At 72.5% G+C, this 23,365-nt stretch carries 20 protein-coding genes and 1 pseudogene; 8 read left to right on the top strand and 13 right to left on the bottom strand.

Annotated elements, in window-relative coordinates; all coding sequences use genetic code 11:
* Window positions 1–4: 4 nt before the first annotated feature.
* Complete coding sequence (locus PUR53_RS05465; RefSeq protein WP_329897071.1) at window positions 5–667, top strand: DUF2637 domain-containing protein; 663 nt, start codon at window positions 5–7, stop codon at window positions 665–667.
* Between the two features lie 15 nt (window positions 668–682).
* Here the strand turns inward: PUR53_RS05465 and PUR53_RS05460 are convergent, their stop codons facing one another.
* Window positions 683–3,232, bottom strand: a complete 2,550-nt coding sequence (locus tag PUR53_RS05460) for a SpoIIE family protein phosphatase (RefSeq protein ID WP_329907550.1) — start codon at window positions 3,230–3,232, stop codon at window positions 683–685.
* Between the two features lie 150 nt (window positions 3,233–3,382).
* On the bottom strand, window positions 3,383–4,402 hold the full coding sequence (locus tag PUR53_RS05455) for an aldo/keto reductase (protein ID WP_329907548.1): 1,020 nt from the start codon (window positions 4,400–4,402) through the stop codon (window positions 3,383–3,385).
* A 129-nt stretch (window positions 4,403–4,531) separates the two neighbouring features.
* Here PUR53_RS05455 and PUR53_RS05450 point away from each other — a divergent pair, with 129 nt between their 5' ends.
* Together PUR53_RS05450 and PUR53_RS05445 are read left to right on the top strand one after the other, a co-directional pair.
* Entirely contained in the window at window positions 4,532–5,143 is a 612-nt protein-coding gene (locus tag PUR53_RS05450) for a TetR/AcrR family transcriptional regulator (RefSeq protein ID WP_329897074.1), read from the top strand.
* Between the two features lie 255 nt (window positions 5,144–5,398).
* Entirely contained in the window at window positions 5,399–6,856 is a 1,458-nt protein-coding gene (locus tag PUR53_RS05445) for an APC family permease (RefSeq protein WP_329907546.1), read from the top strand.
* Window positions 6,857–7,099: 243 nt separating this feature from the next.
* On the opposite strand, the gene PUR53_RS05440 is transcribed toward PUR53_RS05445, so the two are convergent.
* The gene (locus PUR53_RS05440; RefSeq protein WP_329907544.1) at window positions 7,100–8,047 is read right to left on the bottom strand and encodes a hypothetical protein; all 948 of its coding nucleotides are present in this window, start codon (window positions 8,045–8,047) and stop codon (window positions 7,100–7,102) included.
* A gap of 365 nt (window positions 8,048–8,412) precedes the next feature.
* Here PUR53_RS05440 and PUR53_RS05435 point away from each other — a divergent pair, with 365 nt between their 5' ends.
* Entirely contained in the window at window positions 8,413–8,616 is a 204-nt protein-coding gene (locus PUR53_RS05435; RefSeq protein WP_005483357.1) for a cold-shock protein, read from the top strand.
* Between the two features lie 95 nt (window positions 8,617–8,711).
* Window positions 8,712–10,406: a DEAD/DEAH box helicase gene (locus PUR53_RS05430; RefSeq protein WP_329897077.1), complete on the top strand. Its 1,695-nt coding sequence runs from the start codon at window positions 8,712–8,714 to the stop codon at window positions 10,404–10,406.
* A gap of 49 nt (window positions 10,407–10,455) precedes the next feature.
* On the opposite strand, the gene PUR53_RS05425 is transcribed toward PUR53_RS05430, so the two are convergent.
* Together PUR53_RS05425 and PUR53_RS05420 are read right to left on the bottom strand one after the other, a co-directional pair.
* The gene (locus PUR53_RS05425; protein ID WP_329897078.1) at window positions 10,456–10,947 is read right to left on the bottom strand and encodes an SRPBCC family protein; all 492 of its coding nucleotides are present in this window, start codon (window positions 10,945–10,947) and stop codon (window positions 10,456–10,458) included.
* Entirely contained in the window at window positions 10,944–11,267 is a 324-nt protein-coding gene (locus tag PUR53_RS05420) for a metalloregulator ArsR/SmtB family transcription factor (protein ID WP_329897079.1), read from the bottom strand. The genes PUR53_RS05425 and PUR53_RS05420 overlap by 4 nt, the downstream gene beginning before the upstream one ends.
* A gap of 168 nt (window positions 11,268–11,435) precedes the next feature.
* Between PUR53_RS05420 and PUR53_RS05415 the strand changes: the two genes are divergently transcribed.
* Complete coding sequence (locus PUR53_RS05415) at window positions 11,436–12,050, top strand: tellurite resistance TerB family protein (RefSeq protein ID WP_329897080.1); 615 nt, start codon at window positions 11,436–11,438, stop codon at window positions 12,048–12,050.
* Window positions 12,051–12,102: 52 nt separating this feature from the next.
* Here the strand turns inward: PUR53_RS05415 and PUR53_RS05410 are convergent, their stop codons facing one another.
* From PUR53_RS05410 to PUR53_RS05400, 3 genes are read right to left on the bottom strand one after another with little or no spacing between them, the layout of a single operon-like run.
* On the bottom strand, window positions 12,103–12,438 hold the full coding sequence (locus PUR53_RS05410) for an SCO4225 family membrane protein (protein WP_329897081.1): 336 nt from the start codon (window positions 12,436–12,438) through the stop codon (window positions 12,103–12,105).
* Between the two features lie 29 nt (window positions 12,439–12,467).
* Window positions 12,468–13,151, bottom strand: coding sequence for a response regulator transcription factor (locus PUR53_RS05405; RefSeq protein ID WP_329897082.1), 684 nt, complete (start codon window positions 13,149–13,151; stop codon window positions 12,468–12,470).
* On the bottom strand, window positions 13,148–15,484 hold the full coding sequence (locus tag PUR53_RS05400) for a histidine kinase (RefSeq protein WP_443080264.1): 2,337 nt from the start codon (window positions 15,482–15,484) through the stop codon (window positions 13,148–13,150). The genes PUR53_RS05405 and PUR53_RS05400 overlap by 4 nt, the downstream gene beginning before the upstream one ends.
* A 309-nt stretch (window positions 15,485–15,793) precedes the next feature.
* Between PUR53_RS05400 and PUR53_RS05395 the strand changes: the two genes are divergently transcribed.
* Window positions 15,794–16,207, top strand: a complete 414-nt coding sequence (locus PUR53_RS05395; protein WP_329897084.1) for a VOC family protein — start codon at window positions 15,794–15,796, stop codon at window positions 16,205–16,207.
* A 97-nt stretch (window positions 16,208–16,304) separates the two neighbouring features.
* Here PUR53_RS05395 and PUR53_RS05390 read toward each other — a convergent pair whose 3' ends face one another.
* The 4 genes from PUR53_RS05390 to PUR53_RS05375 form a co-directional block, all read right to left on the bottom strand.
* Complete coding sequence (locus PUR53_RS05390; protein ID WP_443080262.1) at window positions 16,305–17,858, bottom strand: carbohydrate-binding protein; 1,554 nt, start codon at window positions 17,856–17,858, stop codon at window positions 16,305–16,307.
* Window positions 17,859–18,148: 290 nt separating this feature from the next.
* Window positions 18,149–19,288, bottom strand: coding sequence for an RNA polymerase sigma factor (locus tag PUR53_RS05385; protein WP_329897086.1), 1,140 nt, complete (start codon window positions 19,286–19,288; stop codon window positions 18,149–18,151).
* A gap of 89 nt (window positions 19,289–19,377) precedes the next feature.
* Window positions 19,378–19,785 carry a YciI family protein gene (locus PUR53_RS05380; protein ID WP_329897087.1) on the bottom strand — a complete coding sequence of 136 codons (408 nt, stop codon included), beginning with the start codon at window positions 19,783–19,785 and terminating at the stop codon, window positions 19,378–19,380.
* A 123-nt stretch (window positions 19,786–19,908) separates the two neighbouring features.
* A complete protein-coding gene (locus PUR53_RS05375) occupies window positions 19,909–20,808 on the bottom strand; it encodes a hypothetical protein (protein ID WP_329907572.1) in 900 nt (299 codons plus the stop codon).
* Window positions 20,809–20,942: 134 nt separating this feature from the next.
* Between PUR53_RS05375 and PUR53_RS05370 the strand changes: the two genes are divergently transcribed.
* On the top strand, window positions 20,943–21,437 hold the full coding sequence (locus tag PUR53_RS05370) for a hypothetical protein (RefSeq protein ID WP_329897088.1): 495 nt from the start codon (window positions 20,943–20,945) through the stop codon (window positions 21,435–21,437).
* A gap of 18 nt (window positions 21,438–21,455) precedes the next feature.
* Here the strand turns inward: PUR53_RS05370 and helR are convergent.
* Window positions 21,456–23,186: pseudogene (gene helR / locus PUR53_RS05365) on the bottom strand (RNA polymerase recycling motor ATPase HelR); the annotation flags it as partial.
* Window positions 23,187–23,365 lie beyond the last annotated feature (179 nt).

Below are 23,365 nucleotides of genomic sequence, written 5' to 3'. Positions count from 1 at the left end.
TTCGGTGGATCAAAACCCTGACGGGGTTCAGCAGATCGACACACAGCCCATCTGGCTCCCCGGCCCGCGGGCCTCTTCGGACGTGTGGGACCCGGACGCCGAGCTGATCCAGATGGCCTACGCGACACACGGCCTGATTCCCGAACCGACCCTGCCGGAGGTCCGTGACCTGCCGCGCCGCCCGGTCAGCCGCCGCCGACCCCGCCCGGGGGCCCACTTCTTCGCCAGGAACCCGCGGATCGTCCCCGTCGCGTTCTTAATTACGACTATCGCCGTGTGCGCACTGACCATGCTTTATTGGTCCGTCTCCTATTCATACATTCAGCTGCGCGACATCGCGCTGCTGGTGGTGTCGGAGCATCTCGCGCGCTGGTGGCCGCTGACCGTGTACGGGCCGTGGCTTCTGGCGGGTCTTTCCATTGTCCGGGCGGCGGTGCAGCAGCGCACCGCCCGGCGGTCCTGGGCGGTGATGCTGCTCTCGTCCGGCACGGCGGTGGCCCTGTGCATCGGCCAGTCCCCGAGTTCCCTGCTGGCCATGGTGATCGTCGGGATTCCCCCGATCACCGCGCTGGTGTGTTTCCGTGAACTCGTCGGCCAGTTCTCGTCCGGGCCCGGCCCCCGGCACGCCGCCGACGCCCTCGGCGGCCCCAAGCAGGGCAGGCGGTAGGACCGGCCACGCACGTCAGCCGAGGGTCTGTTCCGTCCAGATCGTCTTGCCCGTGGAGGTGGGGCGGGTGCCCCAGCGCTGGGTGAGCTGGGCGACCAGGAGCAGACCCCGGCCGCCTTCGTCGTAGCTGCGGGCGCGGCGCATGTGGGGCGCCGTGCTGCTGGCGTCCGAGACCTCGCAGATGAGGCTCTCGTCGTGGATGAGCCGCAGCCGGACGGGCGGCTCGGCGTGCCGGATGGCATTGGTGACCAGCTCGCTGACGACCAGCTCGGTGACGAAGGCCGATTCGTTCAGACCCCAGGCCTCCAGGCGGCCGAGCGCGTTCTTGCGGGCCTCGGCCACGGCGGAGGGGTCGGCGGTCACGTCCCAGGTGGCGACCCGGCCGGGGTCGAGGGCGCGGGGGCGGGCGAGGAGCAGGGCCACGTCGTCGGTGGGCCGCTCGGGCAGTACGGAGCCCAGGACCCGGTCGCACAGCGCGTCCAGGGAGATGCCGGCGGGGGCGGCGAGGGCCTGGCACAGGCGGGTGATGCCGTCGTCGATGTCGAGGCGGGCGCCGTCGTCCTCGGCGCTGCGGGATCCGATCAGGCCGTCGGTGTAGAGGGCGAGCAGGGCGCCCTCGGGCAGCTCGGTCTCCAGCGACTCGAAGGGCAGACCGCCCAGCCCCAGCGGGGGCCCCGCCGGGAGGTCGAGCAGTTCGGCGGTGCCGTCCGGGCCCACCACGACCGGCGGCGGATGCCCGGCCCGCGCGAGCGTGCAGCGCCGCGACACGGGGTCGTACACGACGTACAGGCACGTCGCCCCGACGATTCCGGTGGTCATGCCGGTGGTCACGCCCGTCGTGCCGCCCCCGGTGCCCCGGCCCCGCCCGCGGTCGGTCCCCTCGGCGGACCGTTCCGCGGCCTCCGCCTCGGTGGCCAGGCGGGCCACCAGGTCGTCGAGGTGGGTGAGGAGTTCGTCGGGGGGCAGGTCGATGTCGGCGAGGGTGCGGACGGCGGTGCGCAGCCGGCCCATGGTCGCGGAGGCATGGATGCCGTGGCCGACGACGTCGCCGACGACCAGCGCCACCCTGGCCCCGGAGAGCGGGATCACGTCGAACCAGTCGCCGCCCACCCCGGCGCGGGCGCCGGCCGGGAGGTAGCGGGAGGCCACCTCGGCCCCCGCCTGCTCGGGCAGGCTCTGCGGCAGCAGGCTGCGCTGGAGGGTGACGGCGGTGCCGCGTTCGCGCGTGTAGCGCAGCGCGTTGTCGATGCTGACCGCCGCCCGGGCCGCCAGTTCCTCGGCGAGGACGAGGTCGTCCTGCTCGAAGGGGTCGGGGTGGCGGTGGCGGGCGAAGACGGCGACGCCCAGGGTGGTGCCGCGTGCGGAGAGCGGCACGGTCATCGCCGAGTGGAACCCGAAGTCGCGGATGGTGGCGGCCCGCCGCGGGTCCTGGGCCACCCAGTCGGCGATCGCGGGCTCGGTCACCTGGAACAGCACGGCGCGCCCCGACCGCAGGCTCTCCACCGGCGGCGACCCGTCCGGGTACTCGTCGACCTCGCCGGGCGCGACGACCGCCTCGGGCGTCCCCGGGTGGACGGACCGGTGGGCGACCCGGCGCAGGGCGAGGGCGCGGCCCGCCGCCGGCAGCCGTGAGGTGGGGCCGTACTCCCCCGCCGCCGTGAAGACGGGGGAGGTGCCGTCGTCGAGGGAGGCCAGCAGGTCGACGCTGATGAAGTCGGCAAGGTCGGGGACCGCGATGTCGGCCAGTTCCTGGGCCGTCCGCGTCACGTCGAGGGTGCTGCCGATGCGCCGGCCCGCCTCGGCGATCAGCTGGAGGCGTTTGCGGGCCCAGTACTGCTCGGTCATGTCGTGCCCGGTGGTCGCCACGCCGAGGACGCGGCCGTTCTCGTCCTGCAGCCGGTAGAGGTCGACCGACCAGGCGTGCTCACGGGTCTCCCCGGGGGCCTGCGCGTGGTTCTCCATGTGCTGCGGTTCACCCGTGTCCAGGGCCAGCCGCATCAGCCGCTCGACCTCCCCGATGGCGGGGTCGTCCACGGCCTCCGACATGCGCAGCCCGCGCAGGTCCTCCTCGCTCAGGCCGAGCGCTTCGCGCGAGCCCCGGTTGGACGCGCGGAACCGCAGGTCCGTGTCGTGCACCGAGGTCGAGCAGCACGGGGAGTCGAGGAGGCCGTGCAGCGTGAGCGCGTCGTCGCCGTGGCGGGGCCGGGTCCCCGTCAGGGCGGAGACCAGGAACCAGTCGCGGACCCCGCCGTACGACGTGCGGTGGTGCGCCAGGACCTTGACCTCCAGACGGCGGCCGTCGCGGTGCCTGAGGACGAGGGTGCCGTGCCAGCGTGGCAGGTCGGCGAAGTGCGGGAGGACGTCCGCCGGGAGCTCCTCGGCGAGCAGGGAGGCCGCGGGCAGGCCCAGGATCTGCGTCGGGGTGTAGCCGAGGAGGTGTTCGGCGCCGGCGCTCCAGCCGGTGACGGTGCCCTGTTCGTCGACGGTGGCCCGTGCGGTGAGCGCCTCACCCGCGGTGTCCGGGCCGGGGCCCGCTCCCGATGTGTCGACGCCCCGCCGTTCCATGTCCGCTCATCTCGCTCTCACCCGGGATCCGCACCCGGCGAGGCCGTTCTCCACCCAGCCCCGCACCTCTACCTTGGATATGTCCCACTCCATCCTTTTCACACTATTTCGTGACCGTCGAGTGAGCATCGGCAGCTCCACGTCGCGCGGTCAGCGGCGGCGCAGGGACGGGTCGAGCAGCGAGGGCGGCGCGTCGTGCTTCTCGTGCGGGGCCAGGTCGGTACCGGGGGCGACGACGGCGTCGACCGCGTCGAGCACGTCGGCGGAGAGGACCGTGTCGGCGGCGGCGAGCTGCGCGCGCAGGTGCTCCGGGGTGCGGGGGCCGATGAGCGCGGCGGTCACGGCCGGGTGGGCGGTCACGAACCCGAGGGCGAGCTGGATCAGGGTCAGGCCGGCCTCCTCGGCGACCACGGCGAGCTGTTCCACGGCGGCGAGCCGGGCCCGGTTGTACGGGAGCGCCATGTCGAAGCGGTCCGGCATGAACGCGGAACGGCTCGTGGCGACGGCCCGGCCCTCGCGGACCGCACCCGACAGCCAGCCCGAGGCCAGCGGACTCCACACCAGGACGCCGAGCCCGTACTCCTCGGCCACGGGCAGGATGTGGGCCTCGACGCCCCGCTGGAGGAGGGAGTAGCTGGGCTGCTCGGTGACGTAGCGGCCGAGGCGGTGCTCGCGGGCGGACCACTGGGCCTGGACGATGCGGTGGGCGGGGAAGGTGGAGGAGCCGAAGTAGCGGATCTTCCCCGCGCGTCGCAGGTCGGTGAGGGTGGACAGGGTCTCCTCGTCGTCGGTGGCCGGGTCCCAGCGGTGGAGCTGGTAGAGGTCGACGTGGTCGACGCCGAGCCGGCGCAGGCTGTCGTCGAGCGCGGTGACCAGCCAACGGCGTGAACCGCCCCGGTGGTTGAGCTCCTCGCCCATCGGCATGCCCGCCTTGGTGGCCAGCACGATGTCGTCGCGGCGGCCGGCGATGGCCTTGCCGACCATCTCCTCCGACTCCCCGTCGCCGTACATGTCGGCCGTGTCGACGAGGTTGACCCCCGCCTCCAGGGCGGCATCGACGAGGGCGGTGGCCTCGTCCTGCGTGGTGCGCCCGATCCGGCCGAAGTTCATCGCGCCGAGCGCGAGCGAGCTGACCCGGACACCGGTGCGGCCCAGGGTGCGGTACTGCATGGCTGTGTCTCCTTCGCGCGTTCCGACAACAAACGGGACGCCGTCCCGTTTCTGTGGTCGACGATACGGAACGCTGTCCCGTTTAACAAGCCCGGTAGATTTGGCACGTCAGACGGCGAAGGAGGCGAAGTGACGGACGGCAGCGGGGACGTCGAGGGCGGCACCCGGCAAGGACGGCGGGCCGCCAGACCCCAGCGGGCCGACGCCCGGCGCAACCAGGAGACGCTGCTCGACGCGGCCGCCGCCGCGTTCGTCGAGGCGGGCGTCGACGCGCCGGTGCGCGACATCGCGGCCAGGGCAGGCGTCGGCACGGCCACGATCTACCGCCACTTCCCCACCCGCGCGGACCTCGTCGTCGCCGTCTACCGGCACCAGGTGGAGGCCTGCGCCGAGGCCGGACCAGCGCTACTGGCGGCCGGGCCCACGCCGTACGCCGCCCTGAGCCACTGGATCGACCTCTTCGTGCAGTTCCTGGTCACCAAGCACGGCCTCGCCGCCGCGCTGCACTCCGACGAGGCCGGGTTCCAGACCCTGCACGCCCATTTCCTCGACCGGCTCGTCCCCGTCTGCGCCCAACTGCTCGACGCCGCCGCGAAGTCCGGGGAGATCCGGTCCGACCTCACGGCCCTCGAACTCATGCGGGGCGTCGGCAACCTGTGCATCGGCGCCGAGAACGATCCCGACTACGACGCCGGCCGCCTGGTCGCCGTCCTCGTGGCGGGCCTGCGGCGAGCGGACTGACGCCGGCGCGGGACGGGCGTCCGCGCCGGAGTCGCGCTCGACCCCGGGGCGGACGCCCACTCGTCGACGGCGCCCGAGCGAGCAGACCGCTTTCGCGTGTCCGGTCGGCCGGACGCGCACGGAACGTCGTACGTACCCGAACAATCTGTGGCCCTACACGTGTCACTCCCTTGCCAGCCAGGCGTGTTGGGGCAAACATGGGGCAGCTCGTTTGAGCCGAAACCAAACTCTTCCCCTTCGCCCGACAGGTGAACCATGTCCACAAGTGCGCCCAGAACCCGGCACGCGGCCGGCGACGGCTACGCGTCCACCGGCTCCCTCAAACAGAACGCGCTCGGCGTCCTGGGCATCCTCTTCTTCGTGCTCTCCGCACAGGCACCGCTGACCGGTGTCGCCGGAGCGGCCCCGGTGGCGATAGCCATCGGCAACGGCCCGGGCGTCCCCGCGATGTACCTCGTCGCCGGTGTGGTCGTCCTGCTCTTCTCCGTCGGCTACGTCGCGATGGGCCGCCACGTCGTCGACGCGGGCGCCTTCTACTCGTACGTCGGCAAGGGCCTCGGCGGTACGGCCGCCGCCGGCAGCGCGGGGGTGGCGCTGCTCGCGTACCACGCCATCCAGGCCGCGGTGTACGGGCTGTTCGGCGCCGTGATGAACGGGCTGGCCCTGCAGTACCTGGAGACGGACATCCCCTGGTGGCTCTTCGCGCTCGCCACGATGATGATCGTGCAGGTGCTCGGCGCCACCGGCGTCGACGTGGGCGCCAAGGTGCTCGCCGTGTTCGTGCTCGCCGAGATCAGTCTGCTGCTGGTCTTCGGCGTGGTGATGCTCCTCAAGGGCGGCGGCCCCGAGGGACTGGCCCCCGGCTCCTCCTTCTCCCTCTCTGCGGCGCTCGACGGCGCGCCCGGGGTAGCGCTGATGTTCGCCGTCGCGTCGATGTTCGGCTTCGAGGCGACCGCGATCTACGGCGAGGAGGCGCGCGAGCCGCACCGCACCGTGCCCCGGGCCACCTACCTCGCGGTCGTCCTCGTCACCGCGTTCTTCGCCTTCACGTCCTGGATGCTGATCTCCGCGCACGGCCCCTCCTCCAGCGCGGCCGCCGCGGGCAAGGCGCTGGAGGCCGGGGACGGGGCCGGTTTCGTCGCCGCGCCGGTCGCCGCCGAACTCGGCGCGTGGGCGGGCGACGCGCTGCCGATCCTGCTGGCCACCTCGCTCTTCGCCAGCATCCTGGCGTTCCACAACTCCGCCAACCGCTACCTCTTCTCGCTCGGCCGGGAGGGGCTGCTGCCGCGCGCGCTGAGTTCGCTCAACGGCCGCCAGTCGCCGTGGCTCGCGGGTGTCGCGCAGACCGGTGTCGCCGCGCTGCTCGTCTTCCCCTTCGCGCTGGCCGGCAAGGACCCCGTCCTCACCCTGTTCTCCTGGCTCAGCGGTCTCGCCGTCCTGGCGATCATGCTCCTGTACCTGCTGACCTCGGTGTCGGTCATCGTGTACTTCCGCCAGGAGCGGTCCGGCGACACGCGGCTCTGGAACACGCTGATCGCCCCCGCGCTCGGCGCGGGCGGCATCGCCGCCGCGATCTGGCTGATCATCGCCAACTTCACGACCCTCATCGGCGGCGACACCACGACGGCGGTGTGGCTGGCCCTGGCGGTACCGGGGGCGCTGCTGGCGGGCATGGCGATGCCGCGGCTCGCACGAACGCCGAGAGGTAGGTAGGTAGGCAAGCAGGCAGGGGCGGCTCGGGTGCGTTGTCGGGTGCGGGTGCGTGGGGGCTGGTCGCGCAGTTCCCCGCGCCCCTAAAAGACCAGGCCCTGCGGGCCTGAAAGACCACGGCCCTGCGGGCCTGAAAAGCGCGGGGCGCAGCCCCGGCTTTTCAGGGGCGCGGGGAACTGCGCGAGAAGCCCCACCGGAGCCGCACCCGCCGACGCACCCACACCCCCCACCCCGCCAAGCGCACGGTCACCCCACCGCCCGCTGCTGCCACGCTCCGAACGTCGCCACCGGATCCCCACTCTCCAGGGCCCACGGATACGCCGTCACCAGCCCCCCGATCGCCCGGAACACCTCCCCCGCCTCCCCGGCCCGCTTCGCCTGCACCAACGCGTACGCCAGCAGGTTGAGATCGGCGACGGCCGCCGCATGGGTCAGATACCCCGCCCGCGGCCAGTCGGCCGTCGCCCGGTCCAGCGCGGCCACCGCGTTCGGCCGGCTCCACAGGTGGACGGCGGTGAGGGCCTCCAGACCACCCTGGTCGAGGGTGCCCAGGTACAGGTCGATCAGCGCGGCGATCTCCAGCCCCGCAGTCGGGGCCGTGGGCGCCGTCCCCGCCCGCACCCGGTCCAGGAAGTCGACCGTCTGCGCGTGCGAACCGCACTCCCACGGCGAGAGGTAGCCGAGCATCTGGAAGTGCGCCTCGCGGTGCCAGGGATCACGCCGGACGATCTCGTCCCAGAGCGGGAAGACCTCCTGCTGCGGCCGGCGCCACAACCGCAGCAGACCGAGGCGCACCACCCAAGGCGTGGGGTCCTCCGGCCGCAGCGCGGCGGCCTGCTCGCACGCGTCGAGCGCCTCCCGGGTCTCCCCCGGCACCGGCTGCTCCTCGTACCGCGCCCGCAGCAGGACACCCCACGCGAACAGCAGCCGCGCGTCCGGATCCTGTGCCTGCTCCTCCGCCCAGGAACGCTGCAGGGCGGGGGACGTCGACTCGGCGAGGACGCTCAGCCGGTGGGCCCTGCGGTCCCAGTCGCGGCCGGTGTCGCGCAGCAGTTGCTCGATCATGGCCACCGCGAGACTGCGGCCGCCCGAACTGCCCCTCTCGACCAGACGTTTGCGCACCTTGCCCAGGTCCGTGTCGTCGAGCTCGGGGGCGATTCTGATCGTGCCGCGTCGGCGACCGAGGAGAGCCATGGCCGGAGAGTAACGAATTTTGGTCGCACAGTGATGATGAGAGATGGACGTATGCCGATCCGATATCCCGACCGGCCACTGCGCTCCTCGGCACGACGCTGCCGGTGCTACGGAGGCGTTCGACGACACGGACCCAAACTGACCCGTGTGTCCCCCTGCGCGCTCTCCACAGCTGTGCTACCTTGACATGAAGTGGCAGTTTTGGTTACCAGAGGCTTCTGAGTGCTCTTCGACCTTCCGTCGACGAGCACTCTTTGTTGTTTCTCGGGGCTTTCCGGGACTTACTTCCCGTCGGGTCGAACCGTTGCTGCGACACCGGGTCCGCAAAGTGTGGGCTCCGGGCACTGCATCAAGGGAGTTTCAGCATGGCATCCGGCACCGTGAAGTGGTTCAACTCGGAAAAGGGCTTCGGCTTCATCGAGCAGGAGGGTGGCGGCCCCGACGTCTTCGCCCACTACTCGAACATCGCCACCTCCGGCTTCCGTGAGCTGCAGGAAGGCCAGAAGGTGACCTTCGACGTCACGCAGGGCCAGAAGGGCCCCCAGGCCGAGAACATCGTTCCCGCCTGACGCTGACGCGTAACGCATGAGCCGGGGCCCGCGCCCGAAAGGGTGCGGGCCCCGGCTCGTGTGCGACAGGCGCCGCCGCATCGAGGAAGGTCCCCATGAACCGCACGGCTCGTACGAACAGCACCAGCTCCTCCCGGTCCCGCACGGAGGGCTCCGCCCGCACCGGCGCGACCCGGGGCAACCGCGCACGCTCGCAGGGCGCGGGGGCGGGTGACCAGGGGGCTCCTTCCCGTACGGCCGGAGCCGGATCGGGCCGCGGGGACACCGCGAAGAACACCGCCGGCCGTGGGGACACCGCCAAGAACACCCAGCGCCAAGGCGCCCAGGGCACGCAGGGCAGGGGCGCCGCGGGCAAGGGCGGCGCGGGCAAGAACGGCTCCGGCAGGGCCGGGGCGGCCAAGGCCGGGCGGGGTCGCCGGAGTGGTGGGCGCGCCGTCGCAGCCGCCGCTGGCGGGGAGTTCGCGCTGCCCGTCACGGTCACACCCGCGTTGCCGGCGGTCGAGACGTTCGGCGAACTGGAGCTGCCCGCGCGGCTGTTGGAGACGCTGCGGACCGAAGGGGTGACCGAGCCGTTCCCCATCCAGGCCGCGACCCTGCCGAACTCCCTGGCCGGCCGTGACGTGCTGGGCCGGGGACGCACCGGCTCCGGCAAGACGCTCGCCTTCGGCCTCGCCCTGCTGGCCCGTACGTCCGGACAGCGCGCCGAGCCCCGGCAGCCGCTGGCCCTCGTCCTCGTCCCCACCCGTGAACTGGCCCAGCAGGTCACCGACGCGCTCACCCCGTACGCCCGCGCGCTGCGGCTGCGGCTCGCCACCGTGGTCGGCGGCATGTCCCTCGGACGGCAGGCGAGCGTGCTGCGCGGCGGTGCCGAGGTGGTCGTCGCGACCCCCGGCCGGCTCAAGGACCTCATAGACCGCGGCGACTGCCGGCTCGACCAGGTCGCGATCACCGTCCTGGACGAGGCCGACCAGATGGCCGACATGGGCTTCATGCCGCAGGTCACCGCGCTGCTCGACCAGGTGCGCCCCGGCGGCCAGCGGCTGCTGTTCTCCGCCACCCTGGACCGCAACGTCGACCGGCTGGTCCGCGACTATCTCCAGGACCCCGTCGTCCACTCCGTCGACCCGTCCGCGGGCGCGGTCACGACGATGGACCACCACGTGCTGCACATCGAGGACGACGACAAACACGCCACCACGACCGAGATCGCGGCCCGTGACGGGCGCGTGATCATGTTCCTGGACAGCAAGCACGCGACGGACCGGCTGGTCAAGAAGCTGCTGGCGGTGGGCGTGCGGGCCGCCGCCCTACACGGCGGCAAGTCGCAGTCGCAGCGCAACCGGGCCCTGAGCCAGTTCAAGGACGGGGACGTGACCACCCTGGTCGCCACGAACGTCGCGGCGCGCGGCATCCACGTCGACGACCTCGACCTCGTCGTCAACGTCGACCCGCCGGGCGACCACAAGGACTATCTGCACCGGGGCGGCCGTACGGCCCGTGCGGGCGAGTCCGGCACCGTCGTCACGCTCGTCCTGCCGCACCAGCGCCGGGACGTCACCCGGCTGATGGCGGTCGCCGGCATCACCCCGACGACCACGACGGTCCGCTCGGGCGGTACCGAACTGAACCGCATCACCGGCGCGCAGGCACCCTCCGGCGTCCCGGTCGTCCTCACCCCTCCGGTCACCCAGCAGCCGCCCGCCCGCCCCTCCTCGGCGTCGTCGCGCGGCCGTCGCGGTCGCCCGTCCCAGGGGCGCCGCCGCGCTCCCGCGAAGGGGAACGGCCGCTGAGCCGGCCGGTACGACAGGACGCATGACGCGGCGCACGACGCGGTCTGGCTCAGGCCAGGGCCTCGAAGTACGCCTTCTGCGCGGGGTAGTAGTCGCCGAAGTCGGGCCGCGGGCCGCCCGTGCGGGCGGCGGTGAGCATGTCCAGGTAGTACTCCCAGCCCGGTCCCGTCTCGCCGAGGTGCTCGGCGGAGGCGAGGTGATGGACCAGCCGGAGTTCGGTGCTGCCGTCGGCCTCGGAGAGCAGCAGCTCCATCGACCAGGACCCGGCCTCGTCCTCCATCGAGACGGCGAGCCGGCGCGGCGGTTCGCAGGCCTCGATCCGCAGGGGGCACCAGGGCGCCGACTCCTCGAACACCAGCTGGACCTCGACCGAGCGGCCGGGCCCGGCCTGACCGCGCCACGGGCCGAACCAGCGGGCGGTGCGCTCCGGCTCGGTGACGCTCGCCCAGACGTCGTCGGCGGAGGCGCGGTAGACGCGGGTGAGGATCAGGTCGTGCCCCGTCGGCGTGGGGACGAGCCGTCCGGTGGGCTCCTGGGTCATGCCGTGTCCTCCTCGGGGTGGCGGGCGGTGTGCGGATCGTGCGCGGGGTCGAACCGGGCGAGCCAGGCGGCGAGGTCACCCAGCCGGGAGCGGACCAGCGAGTAGCGCCGATGGCGTCCGAGCTGCTCGTCCCGGACCAGGCCGCTCTCCCGCAGCACCCGCAGATGGCGGCTGATCGCGGGCCGGCTGATGGTGAACCGGGCGGCGATGTCGCCGGCCGTCAGCGGCGCGTGGTGCAACATCGTCAGGATCTCGCGGCGCACGGGATCGGCGATCGCGTCCGCCACCACGCTCAGTTCATCCGGGTCGTCCTCGTTCACCCCGAAAGCGTAACCGATGGGTTACGCGTTGACGGGTGGGCGCGTCGAGGACGTGGGCCGGTCGCGGAACTCCTACGGGGGTGACGGGCGTTCACAGGGAGACGTGCGGAACGCACGCGGACGACCGGAACGACCGGCACGACACGGGCTGAAGCCGAGGTGGCACGCATGGCGATGTGGGACCGGATCAAGGACCAGGCCAAGGGTCTGCAGCAGCAGGCGCAGGGCGCGCGGGGCGGCAGCGGGCACGGGCAGCCGGGGGCGGGACCCCTGGGTTCCACGGGCGCCACCGGGTCCCACGGGTCCCACGGGTCCCACGGGTCCGGGCGGTCCTCCGGCGGCTCGAAGGCCCAGCTGGTGAGCGCGCTCAAGTCCCAGCTCACCTCCCTGAAGACGGAGCTGAAGAGCGGTGCCTACCGGGACGCCAGCATGGCCATGTGCGCCTTGGTCGCCGCCGCCGACGGGAACGTGGACCCGGCCGAGCGGCAGCACGTGGAGTCGCTGATCCTGAACAACGACGTCCTGCAGAACTTCCCCGCGGACCAGCTGCGGCAGCGTTTCAACCGGCACGTCGACCAGCTCTCCCGCAACTTCCAGCAGGGCAAGGCCGAGGCCCTCACGGAGATCGCCAAGGCCGCGAAGAAGCCGACGGAGGCGCGGGCGGTCGTCCAGACCGGCTTCGTGGTGGCGGGCGCCGACGGGTACATCGCCCAGACCGAGGAGCAGGTCCTCCGCGAGGCCTGCGCCACCCTCGGCCTGTCCCCGCAGGAGTTCGGCCTGTGACACCGGCCGGCCACGCGACGGAAGAGCACCTTCCGCGACGCGGGGCGGTGGGTCAGGGCACTGGGTCGGGGCGGCCGCGTCGGGCGAGGACGCGGCCGCACCAGGCGATGACGGCCGCGTTGGCCAGGCCGCCGAGCAGCACGGCGACGACGGCCATCGCGACCCCGTCCGGCAGGGCGAGCCACACGAAGCCGACCGGCGCCGTCGCCAGGATCGGTATGACCATCGCCATGGACCCGTCCGAGCCGTCACGGGAGCTCGCCGCGAGCGCCCAGACCAGCAGACCGACGCAGAGCGCGAGGTAGACGAGGGCGAGCAGATCGCCGGGGCTGGGGCGGCGGGACGCGGACGGCCGCTGCGGCGCGGGAGGGGTCGGTGCCTCGGTCATGGGGCGGTCCTGGTGGTCTCGGGGTGGCCTCAGAAGTGGGTGCCCGGGGGGTTCGGGCGGGCCAGGCCCAGATCGTAGGCGAGGATCGTGGCCTGGACCCGGTCGCGCAGGCCCAGTTTGCGGAGCACGGCGTTGACGTGGGACTTCACGGTGCCGACGGTGATGCCGAGTTCTGCGGCGATCTCCGCGTTGGTGAGTCCGGTGGCGAGCAGGGAGAGGACGCCCCGCTGGCTGCCGGTGAGGGCGTCGAGGGCGCGCAGGGCGCCGCCGTCCGCCGTGGCCGGCGTCGTACCGGAGGCGTAGTGGCCGATGAGGCGGCGGGTCGCGGACGGGGCGAGCACGCTCTCGCCCGCGGCCACCACCCGGATGCCGGCCAGCAGTTCGCCCGCGTGCACGTCCTTGAGGAGGAAGCCGGAGGCACCGGCGCGCAGAGCGTCGAAGACGTACGCGTCGAGGTCGAAGGTGGTCAGGACGAGGACGCGGGGCGCGTCGTCCCGACCGGTGATGATGCGGGTCGCGGCGATGCCGTCGAGTTGGGGCATCCGTACGTCCATGACGACGACGTCCGGTGCCAACTCCTCGGCGAGCCGCACCGCTTCGGCGCCGTCGGCGGCCTCACCGACGACCGTCATGTCCTCCTCGGCGTCGATCACGGCGGCGAACCCCGCCCGTACGATGCCCTGATCGTCGACGACCAGCACCCTGAGGCTCATCCGTCACTTCCCTCTTCGTCCTCTGTCGCGTCGCCCTGCTGCGGAACCGGTGCCGCGGCGAGCGGCAGCCGGAGGTGGACCGTGTCCGGGCCGCCGGTGGTCAGGGTGCCGCCGAGCGGCGCGACGCGGGCCGTCAGCCGCTCCCGTACGGCGCTGAGCGCGGCGCGCGGCACGCCGGTGGCGGTGAGCGTCAACGTACCGTCGTCGGCGTCGAATTCGAGCATCGCGGGTTGGTCGTCGCCGGCGGCGAGGATCGTTTCGGCGGCGTGGTAGGCGGCCAGGTCGACGGCGGCGGGGAGGCGTTCGGGCACGCGGTCGGTCAGCCGTATCCGGACGTCGCGGCCGGTGGCGCGGGACTGGTGGGCGAGCAGGTCGAGGGCCTGGAGGGTGGGCTGCGGACTGCGGCCGGGGCCCGTGCCGCGTTCGCCGTCGCGGACGGTGTCGAGCAGGGCGCGCATCGCGGCGAGGGCCTCGCGGGCGCGGTCCGCGACCGCGTCGAGGCGGCCGGCCCGGGCCTCCTCGACCATGTCGGCGGTCCGGGACAGCACGGTCGTCTCCAGCCCCGCGGCGATGCGGCGCCGCTCGGCCCACGCGTCCCGCACGGCCTCCTCGGTCCACACGGCGACCCGCTCGTCACGCGCCCCCCGGACCCGCCTCTCCCGCCGCCCACGCACCACCCCGCCCCACACGGCCCCCGCCACCACCAGCGCCGCCCCGGCGCTCACCCCGGCCCCGACCAGCCACCCGGAGACCGCCGTTCCCCGCCCGAGCACGGCGACGACCCCGGCGACGCTGTGCACGAGGACGGCGGCGAGGGGAAACACCACCGACTCGCGTGTGCCGTTCTCCGTGCTGTGGCGGGCCGTTCGGGTCGTGACGGCCGCGCAGGTGGTGATCAGGCTCAGGGCCGGGGGGAGGAGGGGTGGGCCGGTGTAGTGGGTCGTGGTCATGGCCAGGGGCCAGAGGAGGGGGAGGGTCAGGAGGAGGGTGAGGGCGGTGCGGGGCGCGCGCGGGAGCCAGAGCAGCGTGAGGGCCTGGGCCGCGGCGAGCAGGGCGAAGAGGGTGCCGGCGGACGCCTGTTGGGTGGCCGTCGCGGTGTCCGGGCGGATGACCAGCGCCGGGAGCAGGGGCTGTAGGACGAGGCCGGCCGCGGCCACCAGCTGCGCCGCCCGGTAGCCGCGCGGGAGCGCCGCCTCCACCGGCGCGGCCGTCCGGCCGGGCAGCGCCGCCCGGATCTCCCAACCGCCCTCCTCCGTCGGCCCGCTGCTCAGCGTCCCGCCCGCCTCCCGCGCCCGCGAACGCAGGAACCCCTGACCGCGCCCGCCCCCGAGACCCGCCGCGTGCGCCGTCGTCCCGGCGGGCGGCGCCGCGCTCGTGACCACGACGTCCGTGCGGGTGTCGCCGTACCGCACCCGCACCCGGGTGTGCGCGCCCGGCGCGTACCGGGCCACATTGGTCAGGCCCTCGCGCACGATGCCGTACGCCGCGTCCGCGACGGCCCCGTCCGGCAGGGGGTCGATCGCGCAGTCGATCCGCTGGTCGAGGCGGCGGAACCCGGCGACGAGGTCCAGCAGCCGTTCCTCCGGTGACGGCAGATCCTCCCGGGAGGGCGCCGGTGCCCGTACCGCGCCGAGCGCACGGGTGACCTCCTGGCCGGTCTCGACGGCGAACTCCAGTGCCTCCCCGGCCAGTTCGGGCCGCTGGTCGCGCAGTCCGAGCGCGGCCCCCGCCGTGACGACGACGGCAGTCAGATGATGGGCGCTGACATCGTGCAACTCCCTTTCCATACGCCGCCGTTCGACCGCCGGCAGCCGGTGCCGCTCCGACTCGGCCCGCTTCAGCCGCTGCTCGGCCGCCCACCGTGCGCGCCGGGACCGTCGTACGCGGAGGCCGGCGCCGCAGGCGGTGGCGTACAGCAGGGCGGTGAGGACGTGGTCGAGGCCCGCGTGGTCGCCGAGGCCGTGCAGGCTGATCTGCTGCAGGAACTGCCACGCGGCGAGCGCCACGACGCACAACACGGCGGTGAAGGTGTCGCGTTCGGTGGCCACGGTGTAGAGGGTCAGCGCGACGCCCGCCGTGCCGAGCAGGGCCGTCGCGCCGACGGGCAGGGGCCCGGCGCCCAGCGCGCACGCGGCGGCGACCACGACGAGGGCGGCCACCGGGCGGCTGCGGCGCAGCGCCAGCGCGGCCGTGACGACTCCGGCGACCAGGGCCGCCACCAGCAGGTCCGACCCGTTCGGGACGGTCCCGCGCACCAGCGCCGCCCCCGGCCACAGCACGGCCTGGGCGACGATCAGCAGGACCGGGAGCAGCCGGTCGTCATCTGTCCGCATCATGGCGCCACCAGGCTAGGCCGCGGACCCTCCGCCCCGAGTCGGGCTGAAGGCCGAGGTGTTCCTCGTACCTGGGTTATAGGTGACAGCGGTGGGCGGGTTCTGACTCGTCCACAGGGTGTGGACGAGTGGTGGGTGGAGTGACGAGGCCCGCCTCGCGCAGCCGGGCCGGATGCCGGGCCCCCGCGCCCCGAGACACCGCGCCCGGGGGCTGCCTCGGCGCCGCTCCCGGCATGCCGTTGTCAGTGCCGGGGGCTAGTCTCCGGACAACCGACCGTACGCCCGTTTGTCCGTTTCAGGGAGGTTCTCATGGTCTCGCGGCTCAACCCCTACCTCAGTTTCGACGGCGACGCCCGGCAGGCGATGGAGTTCTACAAGGAGGTCTTCGGCGGCGAGCTGACGCTGCACACCTTCGGCAACTTCGGCCAGCCCGACGCCCCGGAGTCCGACAAGATCATGCACGGCATGCTGGAGGCGCCGAACGGCTTCACCCTCATGGGCGCCGACACCCCGCCCGGCATGGAGTACCAGCCCGGCGGCGGCTTCTCCGTCAGCCTCAGCGGTGAGGACGACACCGAGCTGCGCGGCTACTGGGAGAAGCTCTCCGCGGGCGGCACCGTCACCGTCCCGCTCGACAAGCAGATGTGGGGCGATGTCTTCGGCATGTGCACGGACCGCTTCGGCGTCCCGTGGATGGTCAACATCAGCGAGCCCCAGGGCTGACCGCCGACAGTTCGCGGGCTGAGCCCGCTCGCCCGCAGGCGTACGCGCGTGCCGTGACGGCCTTCGTCGAGACGACCGGCACGGCACGCGCATCCGGCTAGCCGAAGCTGACGTTCAGCTTGCCGTCGCCGCCGAAGGACCAGTGCAGTCCGCCGGAGTACGAGGAGCACCGGGACCCGTTCGTCCCGGACCAGAACTGGTTGGAGCTGTCGGAGCTGCCGATGATCCGGTCGTTCGTCCCGCTCCCGCTACGGCACGAGGTGTTGTCGCGGAACACCGACGTACCGCCGTCGAAGTTGAAGTTCCGCTCGGTGTTGTCGATGCTCACGTTGCCGGAGACCGCCATGGTGCCCGGGTTGCTGTTCCACGTGAAACCGTGCTTGCCGTTGTCGTAGGCGATGCTGCGCCGGACGATGTGGTTCACCGCGATGTCGTCGCCGCCGAGCTTGTAGCCGTTGCGGTCGCCGTTGCCGGCCTGTGAGCCGTCGCTGAGTGTGCCGTTCTCGTAGGCGAGGGAGTCCTCGATGGTCACCGGACCGATGGGGCCGGTGTCCGGCTTGGTGTAGAGGTCCCAGCCGTCGTCGATGTTGTTGTGGGCGACGGCGTACCGGAACACGTTCCCGGACCCGGTCGTCAGCTTCGCCGCGAACCCGTCCGCGTCCTCGCCGTCGGAGTCGGCGTTGTCGTGCGACTCGGCGCTCAGGATCAGGTTGTTGGCGGGCCACTCGCTGCTGGGCGAGGTGGAGGCGATCCGGCCGAGCTGGAGCCCGGTGTCACGGTTGAAGCGGGTCACCGTGCGCTCGATGACGTTGTTGCTGCCGCCGACGTAGATGCCGTTGTCCCCGGCCCGCTCGACGACGAGGCCCTTGACGTGCCAGTACGAGGCGTTGAGCTGCAGTCCCCGGTTCGACGAACTCTCGCTCTGCGCCGAGAAGTTGAGGACCGGCGTCTCGCCCGGGTAGGCGGTCAGGGTGGTGCGGGCGGCGGAGGTCCCGGAGCTGCCGACCGGGATCGTGACGGTCGACGCCTGGGCGTAGGTGCCGCCGCGCAGGTAGATCGTCCCGCCCGCCGTGATCCGGCTGATGGCCGAGGTGAGGGTGGTGGGAGCGGAGACGGTGCCGGCCGCGCTGTCGGTCCCGGTCGGCGAGACGTAGAGGGCGGAACTCGACGGCGGCGGGGTGGTGCCGCCGCCGTCGGGCACGTTCGCGTCGAGGTAGTCGATGTTGGGGAGCCCGGTGGCGGACGTCGGGTTGATCCGGATGACGTTGCTGCCCGACGTGACCGGCACCGTCAGCGTCTTGGTGGTCCACGCCGTCCAGGTGCCGGTGCTCTCGAAGGACGTGGTCGCGGCGGTCGTACCGTTCACGGTGACGCTCGCGGCCCGTACGGCCGTGGTGCCGTTGGCGAACCGGACGGACAGGGTCGCCGTGCCCGATGCGGGTGCGGTCACGGTGAACTGCGCGTAGGCGCCTGCGGCGTTGGTGCCGTTGCAGAATCCGCTGCCCGAGTAGCCGGTCCAGTCGGAGTCGATGGTCCCGGTGCAGACGGCCGGTGCCGACTCGGCCTCGTACCGGGTGGTCGCGGCCTGCGCCGCCGTACCGGACAGCGCGACCAGCAGTCCTGCCACCAGGCCTGCGCTCGCCGTCGCCATGACGGGTCTCACGTGCGTCGATTGCATTGTTCGGTCTCCAGGGATGAGATCCAGAATGCGGTCCGAAGTGCATGCAGAAAGCGCTTTCCCTGGAGGGAGTGTCGAGGGGTGAACTGAGCACGTCAATAGAACGCGCAGATTTTTGTTCACATGGATGAACCCTTGCGGGCACGAGCGAGCAGGGTTTCGGTGCTACTTGGGGAGATGCGATCCGAGGAAGTGACTCCTGTCTGAGCATGTGAACGCCCTGTGGTGCGGGCGAGATACCGGTGATATGCGGGCGGTGTGCCTCAGTGGCGGGTGTTGAGGCGGGCGGCCTGGCGGGTGAGGTGGGCGCGTTCGGCGAGGTTGGGGGCCTTGTGGGCGGCCTCGGTGTACAGCCGTGCGGCCGTGGCCAGGTCGCCGTCGCGCTCGTGGAGGTGGGCCGCGACCGCGGTGTGGCGGGGCAGCGAGGCGTCCAGTTCGGCGAGTGCGGCCAGCCCGGCGCGGGGTCCGTCGGCCTCGCCCACGGCGACCGCGCGGTTGAGCCGGACGATCGGGTTGTCGGTCAGAGCCGCCAGCTCGTCGTACCACTCGACGATCTGCACCCAGTCGGTCTCGGCTGCGGTGGGCGCGTCGGCGTGCAGGGCGGCGATGGCGGCCTGGGCCTGGAACTCGCCGAGCCGGTCGCGGGCGAGGGCCGCCTGGAGGATCTCGACGCCCTCGGCGATGAGACGGGTGTCCCACCGGCCGCGGTCCTGCTCGGCGAGCGGCACCAGGCTGCCGTCCGGCGCGGTCCGGGCGGCGCGGCGCGCGTGGTGGAGCAGCATGAGGGCGAGCAGCCCGGCCACCTCGGGGTGGTCGATCGCGGCCGCGAGCTGCCGGGTGAGCCGGATGGCCTCGGCCGCGAGGTCGACGTCGCCGGAGTAGCCCTCGTTGAAGACGAGGTAGAGCACGCGCAGCACGGTGGCGACGTCACCGGGCCGGTCGAGGCGCGCGCCGGAGACCGTCCGCTTGGCCCGGCTGATCCGCTGCGCCATGGTCGCCTCGGGCACGAGGTAGGCCTCGGCGATCTGGCGGGTGGTGAGGCCGCCGACGGCGCGCAGGGTGAGCGCGACCGCCGACGCGGGGGTGAGCGAGGGGTGGGCGCAGAGGAAGTAGAGCTGGAGCGTGTCGTCCACGGCGGGCGCGGGCCCGGCCGGCGGCTCCTCCTCGACGCGGTCCTCGCGCCGGCGGCGGGCGGCGTCGGCGCGAGCCGCGTCGACGAACTTGCGCCAGGCCACGGTGATCAACCAGCCCTTGGGATCCCTCGGCGGGTCGGCAGGCCAGACCCGGAGGGCCTCGACCAGCGCGTCCTGCACGGCGTCCTCGGCCGCCGCGAAGTCGGCTCCGCGGCGGACGAGGACGGTGAGCACGCTGGGCGTGAGGCTCCTGAGCAGGACCGCGTCCATGGTGGAACCGGTAGAACCCGTGGAACCGGTAGAACCGGTAGAACCCGTGGAACCCGTGGAACCCGTAGACATCGTGGACCCCTGAGACGTCACTCCGTGATGGTGGGCTGCACGCCGTAGAACGGGCGTACCTCCAGCCACTCGTGGATCGGTTTGCCGCCCGCCCCGGGGGCGGCGGACAGTTCCCCGGCCAGCTCGACGGCGCGCTCGTAACTGTCGACGTCGATGATCATCCAGCCGGCGATGAGGTCCTTGGTCTCCGCGAACGGGCCGTCGGTGACCGGCGGGCGCCCCTCACCGTCGTAGCGCACCCACGTCCCCTCGGGCGCGAGCGCCTGGCCGTCGACGAACTCGCCGGTCTTCTCCAGCCGGGCGGCGAAGTCGTTCATGTACTGCATGTGCGCCGAGATCTCGTCCGGGCTCCACTGGTCCATCGGCACGTCGTTGACCGCGGCCGGGGCGCCTCGGTAGTGCTTCAGCAGCAGGTACTTGGCCATCGTGGTGCTCTCCTCGGTCCTCGTGCGACCCATTGTGGTCGCGTTCACACCGGGGACGGAGCGGGACGCGGGTTCTCGACATCGCCGTCGGATTTTTTTCGGAAGAGCCACCTGGACAGTCACCTAGACCCTCATCACGTACCACTGCCTGGGGGACGTGCCGCGCAGATACAGCTGCCGGCCCCGTCCTACGGGGCGTGTGTACCGCTTGAGCGGTGTCCCGTCGGGGAGGGTGAGGCAGGCTTCCTCGACGAGGAGGGCCTCGTCCTCCGTCAGGCGGCAGCGGTGCAGGCGGTCCGGTTGCCGGTCGCCCCCCAGCATCGTGAGGTGGTCTCCGTGCACGGCGATGCCCGCGGGAGCGACCACCGGAGTCCGCCGGAGCCGGGTCGCACCGTCGGTCCGGACCTCGAGCAGCGGGAAGGTCGGGTAGTAGGTGGCCCACGCGACACCGTCGTCGACGTTGAGGGCGTAGACCGTGTCGATGTGCTCGACGCCCTCCGGAGGCGTGTACCCCCATAGCCGGTTGCCGCCGCTGTCCCAGCGCACCAGGCCGGCGGCGCTGATCGGGTCGATGTAGACGCCTTCGTCGAAGTAGGTGCTCCACACATGGTGGCGCCGGTCCGCCATCAGGTGCTCGACCGCCCGCCCCATCGCGAAGCCACGGCGGCGGCGGCCGTCCGTCCCGTAGATCTGCGCGTTGTGTCGGTCGCCTGCGGTGCGGTCGCCTGCGGTGCCGTATCCCTGCACGACGAAGCGGCCGTTGGGCAGCGCGTCGATGTGGGTCACCCGCAACGTCATCCCGCGCAGGGACAGTTCACGGATCGCGCCGCGGTCGTCGACGACCAGAAGCGCGTCGTACGGGCGGCTACGGGGCTGGGGGGAGGGCCTGCCGTACGGGCTCGGGCGGAGTTCCGCGTCGGGGCAGATCAGCCAGAGAGTCCGGCCCCAGGCGTCCACGGTGGTCGCCAGAACCCTCTGGTGGTCGTACTGCCGAGGCAACAGTGCGTGCGGACGCAGTGCCACCTTCCTCAAGAAATCACCTCACGGGCGAACGAACATGACGCGCCCATGATTTCAGGCCGGCACAGTGATCGACGGTCCGCCCTTCATCGCATACGATCCGCGCCCTGACGTCGACTCGAAGGGTGGGGGCCGCCGTGGCGACCATCGCTGTGACCGGGCACCTGGATCTGAGCGAGGGGGCCGTTCCTCTGGTGCGTGCGGCGCTGGACGGGCTGCTCAGGCCGTACGTCGAGGAGGGCGGCTCGCTCGTCGGGGTGTCCTGCATCGCCAAGGGGGCCGACACGATCTTCGCCGAGGCCGTGCTCGGCCTCGGCGGGGGGCTGGTCGTCATCGTCCCCTCGCGCGACTACCGGCGCGGCACCGTCGAGCCCGAGCACGGGGCCTCGTACGACCGGCTCCTGGCAGCCGCCGAGGAGGTCGTCGCGCTTCCCTACGAGACGGCCGACCGGGAGGCGTACGAGGCCGCCAACGCCGTACTGATCTCACGGGCCGACCGCCTCGTGGCCGTATGGGACGGCGCGCCGCCCACCGGCAAGGGCGGCGGCACCGCCGATGCCGTGCTCGCGGCGCGGGCGGCCGGGATTCCCGTGGACGTCGTGTGGCCGGAGGGGGCCGCCCGCAGCGGATGAACGTCGGGATCGTCGGGATCAGGTGGTCGTGAGGACCACCAGCCGCTGGGTCGCCCGGGTCATCGCCACGTAGTGGTCCACCGCTCCCTCGATGCCCTCGCCGAAGGATTCCGGGTCGACGAGGACGACGAGGTCGAATTCGAGGCCGTTCGAGAGTTCGGGGGTGAGGTGGCGGACGCGGGGGGTCGGGCGGACGCGTGTCGCGGAGCCCGGCGCGGTGATCACGCACGCGGTTCCGTCGGGGTTGGTGGACAGCCAGGAGTCCAGGGCCGAGCGCAGGGTCGCGGTCGGGTCCGATGTGGTGGTGTGTTCGACCGGGATGCCGTTGCTGCGGATGGACGTCGGGACGTTCGCGTCGGGGAGGGCGGCGCGGATCACCGGCTCCGCCTCCGTCATGATCTCTTCCGGCGTGCGGTAGTTGATGGTGAGGGAGGACTGTGTGATGCGGTCCAGGCCCACCCTGTTCAGACGGTCCTGCCAGGATTCCGTGAAGCCGTGCCGGGCCTGCGCGCGGTCGCCGACGATCGTGAAGCTGCGGGACGGGCAGCGCCGCAGCAGCATCTGCCACTCCGCGTCCGTCAGTTCCTGCGCCTCGTCCACGACGATGTGGGCGAAGGGGCCCGCCAGCAAGTCCGGGTCGGCGGTGTGGAGTTCGGAGTCGTCGACCAGGCTCACCTGGGCGTCCTCGCCGCGCAGCATCGTCACCAGACCCTCGCCGTCGTCACCGTCGGCGCCTGAGTTGGCCACCGCCTCGATGAGGTTGTCCACGACCTGGGTCATACGCTCGCGCTGGGCGGCGAGGGTCGCGGCGTGGCGGCGTTTGCGGCGGGCCGTCTCCGGGTCGCCGAGGCGCCCGCGGGCGGCGTCGAGGAGGGGGAGGTCGGAGGTCGTCCAGGCCTGGGGGTCGTCGCGCTGGAGGCGTCGTACTTCGTCACGGGTCAGCCAGGGGGCGCACAGCCGCAGGTACGCCGGGACCGTCCACAGGTCCCCCACCAGGTCCGCCGCCTCCAGGAGCGGCCAGGCCCGGTTGAAGGTGGTGACCAGGTCCCGGTTCTGGAGGAGGGCCCTGCGGAGGAGGGCGGGGGGTACGGCCGCTTCGGCATCGGGGTCCCCGGCGGGGTCGGCGGCGGCTGCCGCCTCGTGCTTGTCCGTCAGGATCGTGAGCAGTTCCTCCCAGACCTGGTGGCGGGCCTCGTTGTGCGGGGTGCCCGGTTCCGCCGCGTCGAAGGCCGCCGTCCAGTCGGCGGGGCTCAGCCGGATGTCGGACCAGGGGGTCGTGACCGTCATGCCCTCGGTGGGCGGCTCCTCGTAGAAGCGGACGGCCTTCTCGATCCCGTCCACCAGCGCCGCCGACGACTTCAGGCGGGCCACCTCCGGGTCGGGCTCGACGCCGGCCGCCGCCCCCTCCTCGACCAGGTCCCGCACGATGCACGTCTGCACACCCTCCTCGCCGAGGCTGGGCAGGACGTCGGCGACGTAGGAGAGGTAGGGGCGGTGCGGGCCGACGAAGAGGACGCCGCCCCGGCGGTGGCCCAGACGGGGGTCGGAGTGGAGGAGGTAGGCGGAGCGGTGCAGGGCGACGACCGTCTTGCCGGTGCCGGGGCCGCCGTCCACGACCAGAGCGCCCCGTGAACTCGCGCGGATGATGGCGTCCTGGTCGGCCTGGATGGTGCCGAGGACGTCCCGCATGCGTTCCGACCTGTTGGTGCCGAGGCTGGCGATGAACGCGGACTGGTCGTCGAGGGCGGCGGTGTGGTGGTGGGGGCGGGGGCGGGTGTCGTCCTGGCTGCTAGTGTCCTGCGCCAGTAGTTGATCGTTAGTAGTTGCATGACTTCTGCTGCTGGTGCGTCAGTTCCCCGTCGGGGCCCCAAGTTGGAGCCGTTACTGCTGTCCGCTGAGGAGCAGGCGGAGTTGGAGCGGTGGACGCG

Source organism: Streptomyces sp. SP18BB07 (genome assembly GCF_036322545.1).
Classification (GTDB): domain Bacteria; phylum Actinomycetota; class Actinomycetes; order Streptomycetales; family Streptomycetaceae; genus Streptomyces; species Streptomyces deccanensis.
This window is presented reverse-complemented; position numbering and strand designations above follow the sequence as displayed.

Excerpts from the sequence above, each read along its gene's own strand:
- PUR53_RS05445 (WP_329907546.1), top strand. The coding sequence starts at position 5,399 with ATGTCCACAAGTGCGCCCAGAACCCGGCACGCGGCCGGCGACGGCTAC.
- PUR53_RS05430 (WP_329897077.1), top strand. The coding sequence starts at position 8,712 with ATGAACCGCACGGCTCGTACGAACAGCACCAGCTCCTCCCGGTCCCGC.
- PUR53_RS05380 (WP_329897087.1), bottom strand. The coding sequence starts at position 19,785 with ATGGCCAAGTACCTGCTGCTGAAGCACTACCGAGGCGCCCCGGCCGCG.
- PUR53_RS05435 (WP_005483357.1), top strand. The coding sequence starts at position 8,413 with ATGGCATCCGGCACCGTGAAGTGGTTCAACTCGGAAAAGGGCTTCGGC.
- PUR53_RS05425 (WP_329897078.1), bottom strand. The coding sequence starts at position 10,947 with ATGACCCAGGAGCCCACCGGACGGCTCGTCCCCACGCCGACGGGGCAC.
- PUR53_RS05460 (WP_329907550.1), bottom strand. The coding sequence starts at position 3,232 with ATGGAACGGCGGGGCGTCGACACATCGGGAGCGGGCCCCGGCCCGGAC.
- PUR53_RS05390 (WP_443080262.1), bottom strand. The coding sequence starts at position 17,858 with ATGGCGACGGCGAGCGCAGGCCTGGTGGCAGGACTGCTGGTCGCGCTG.
- PUR53_RS05385 (WP_329897086.1), bottom strand. The coding sequence starts at position 19,288 with ATGGACGCGGTCCTGCTCAGGAGCCTCACGCCCAGCGTGCTCACCGTC.
- PUR53_RS05455 (WP_329907548.1), bottom strand. The coding sequence starts at position 4,402 with ATGCAGTACCGCACCCTGGGCCGCACCGGTGTCCGGGTCAGCTCGCTC.
- PUR53_RS05400 (WP_443080264.1), bottom strand. The coding sequence starts at position 15,484 with ATGCGGACAGATGACGACCGGCTGCTCCCGGTCCTGCTGATCGTCGCC.
- PUR53_RS05405 (WP_329897082.1), bottom strand. The coding sequence starts at position 13,151 with ATGAGCCTCAGGGTGCTGGTCGTCGACGATCAGGGCATCGTACGGGCG.
- PUR53_RS05415 (WP_329897080.1), top strand. The coding sequence starts at position 11,436 with ATGGCGATGTGGGACCGGATCAAGGACCAGGCCAAGGGTCTGCAGCAG.
- PUR53_RS05440 (WP_329907544.1), bottom strand. The coding sequence starts at position 8,047 with ATGGCTCTCCTCGGTCGCCGACGCGGCACGATCAGAATCGCCCCCGAG.
- PUR53_RS05395 (WP_329897084.1), top strand. The coding sequence starts at position 15,794 with ATGGTCTCGCGGCTCAACCCCTACCTCAGTTTCGACGGCGACGCCCGG.
- PUR53_RS05410 (WP_329897081.1), bottom strand. The coding sequence starts at position 12,438 with ATGACCGAGGCACCGACCCCTCCCGCGCCGCAGCGGCCGTCCGCGTCC.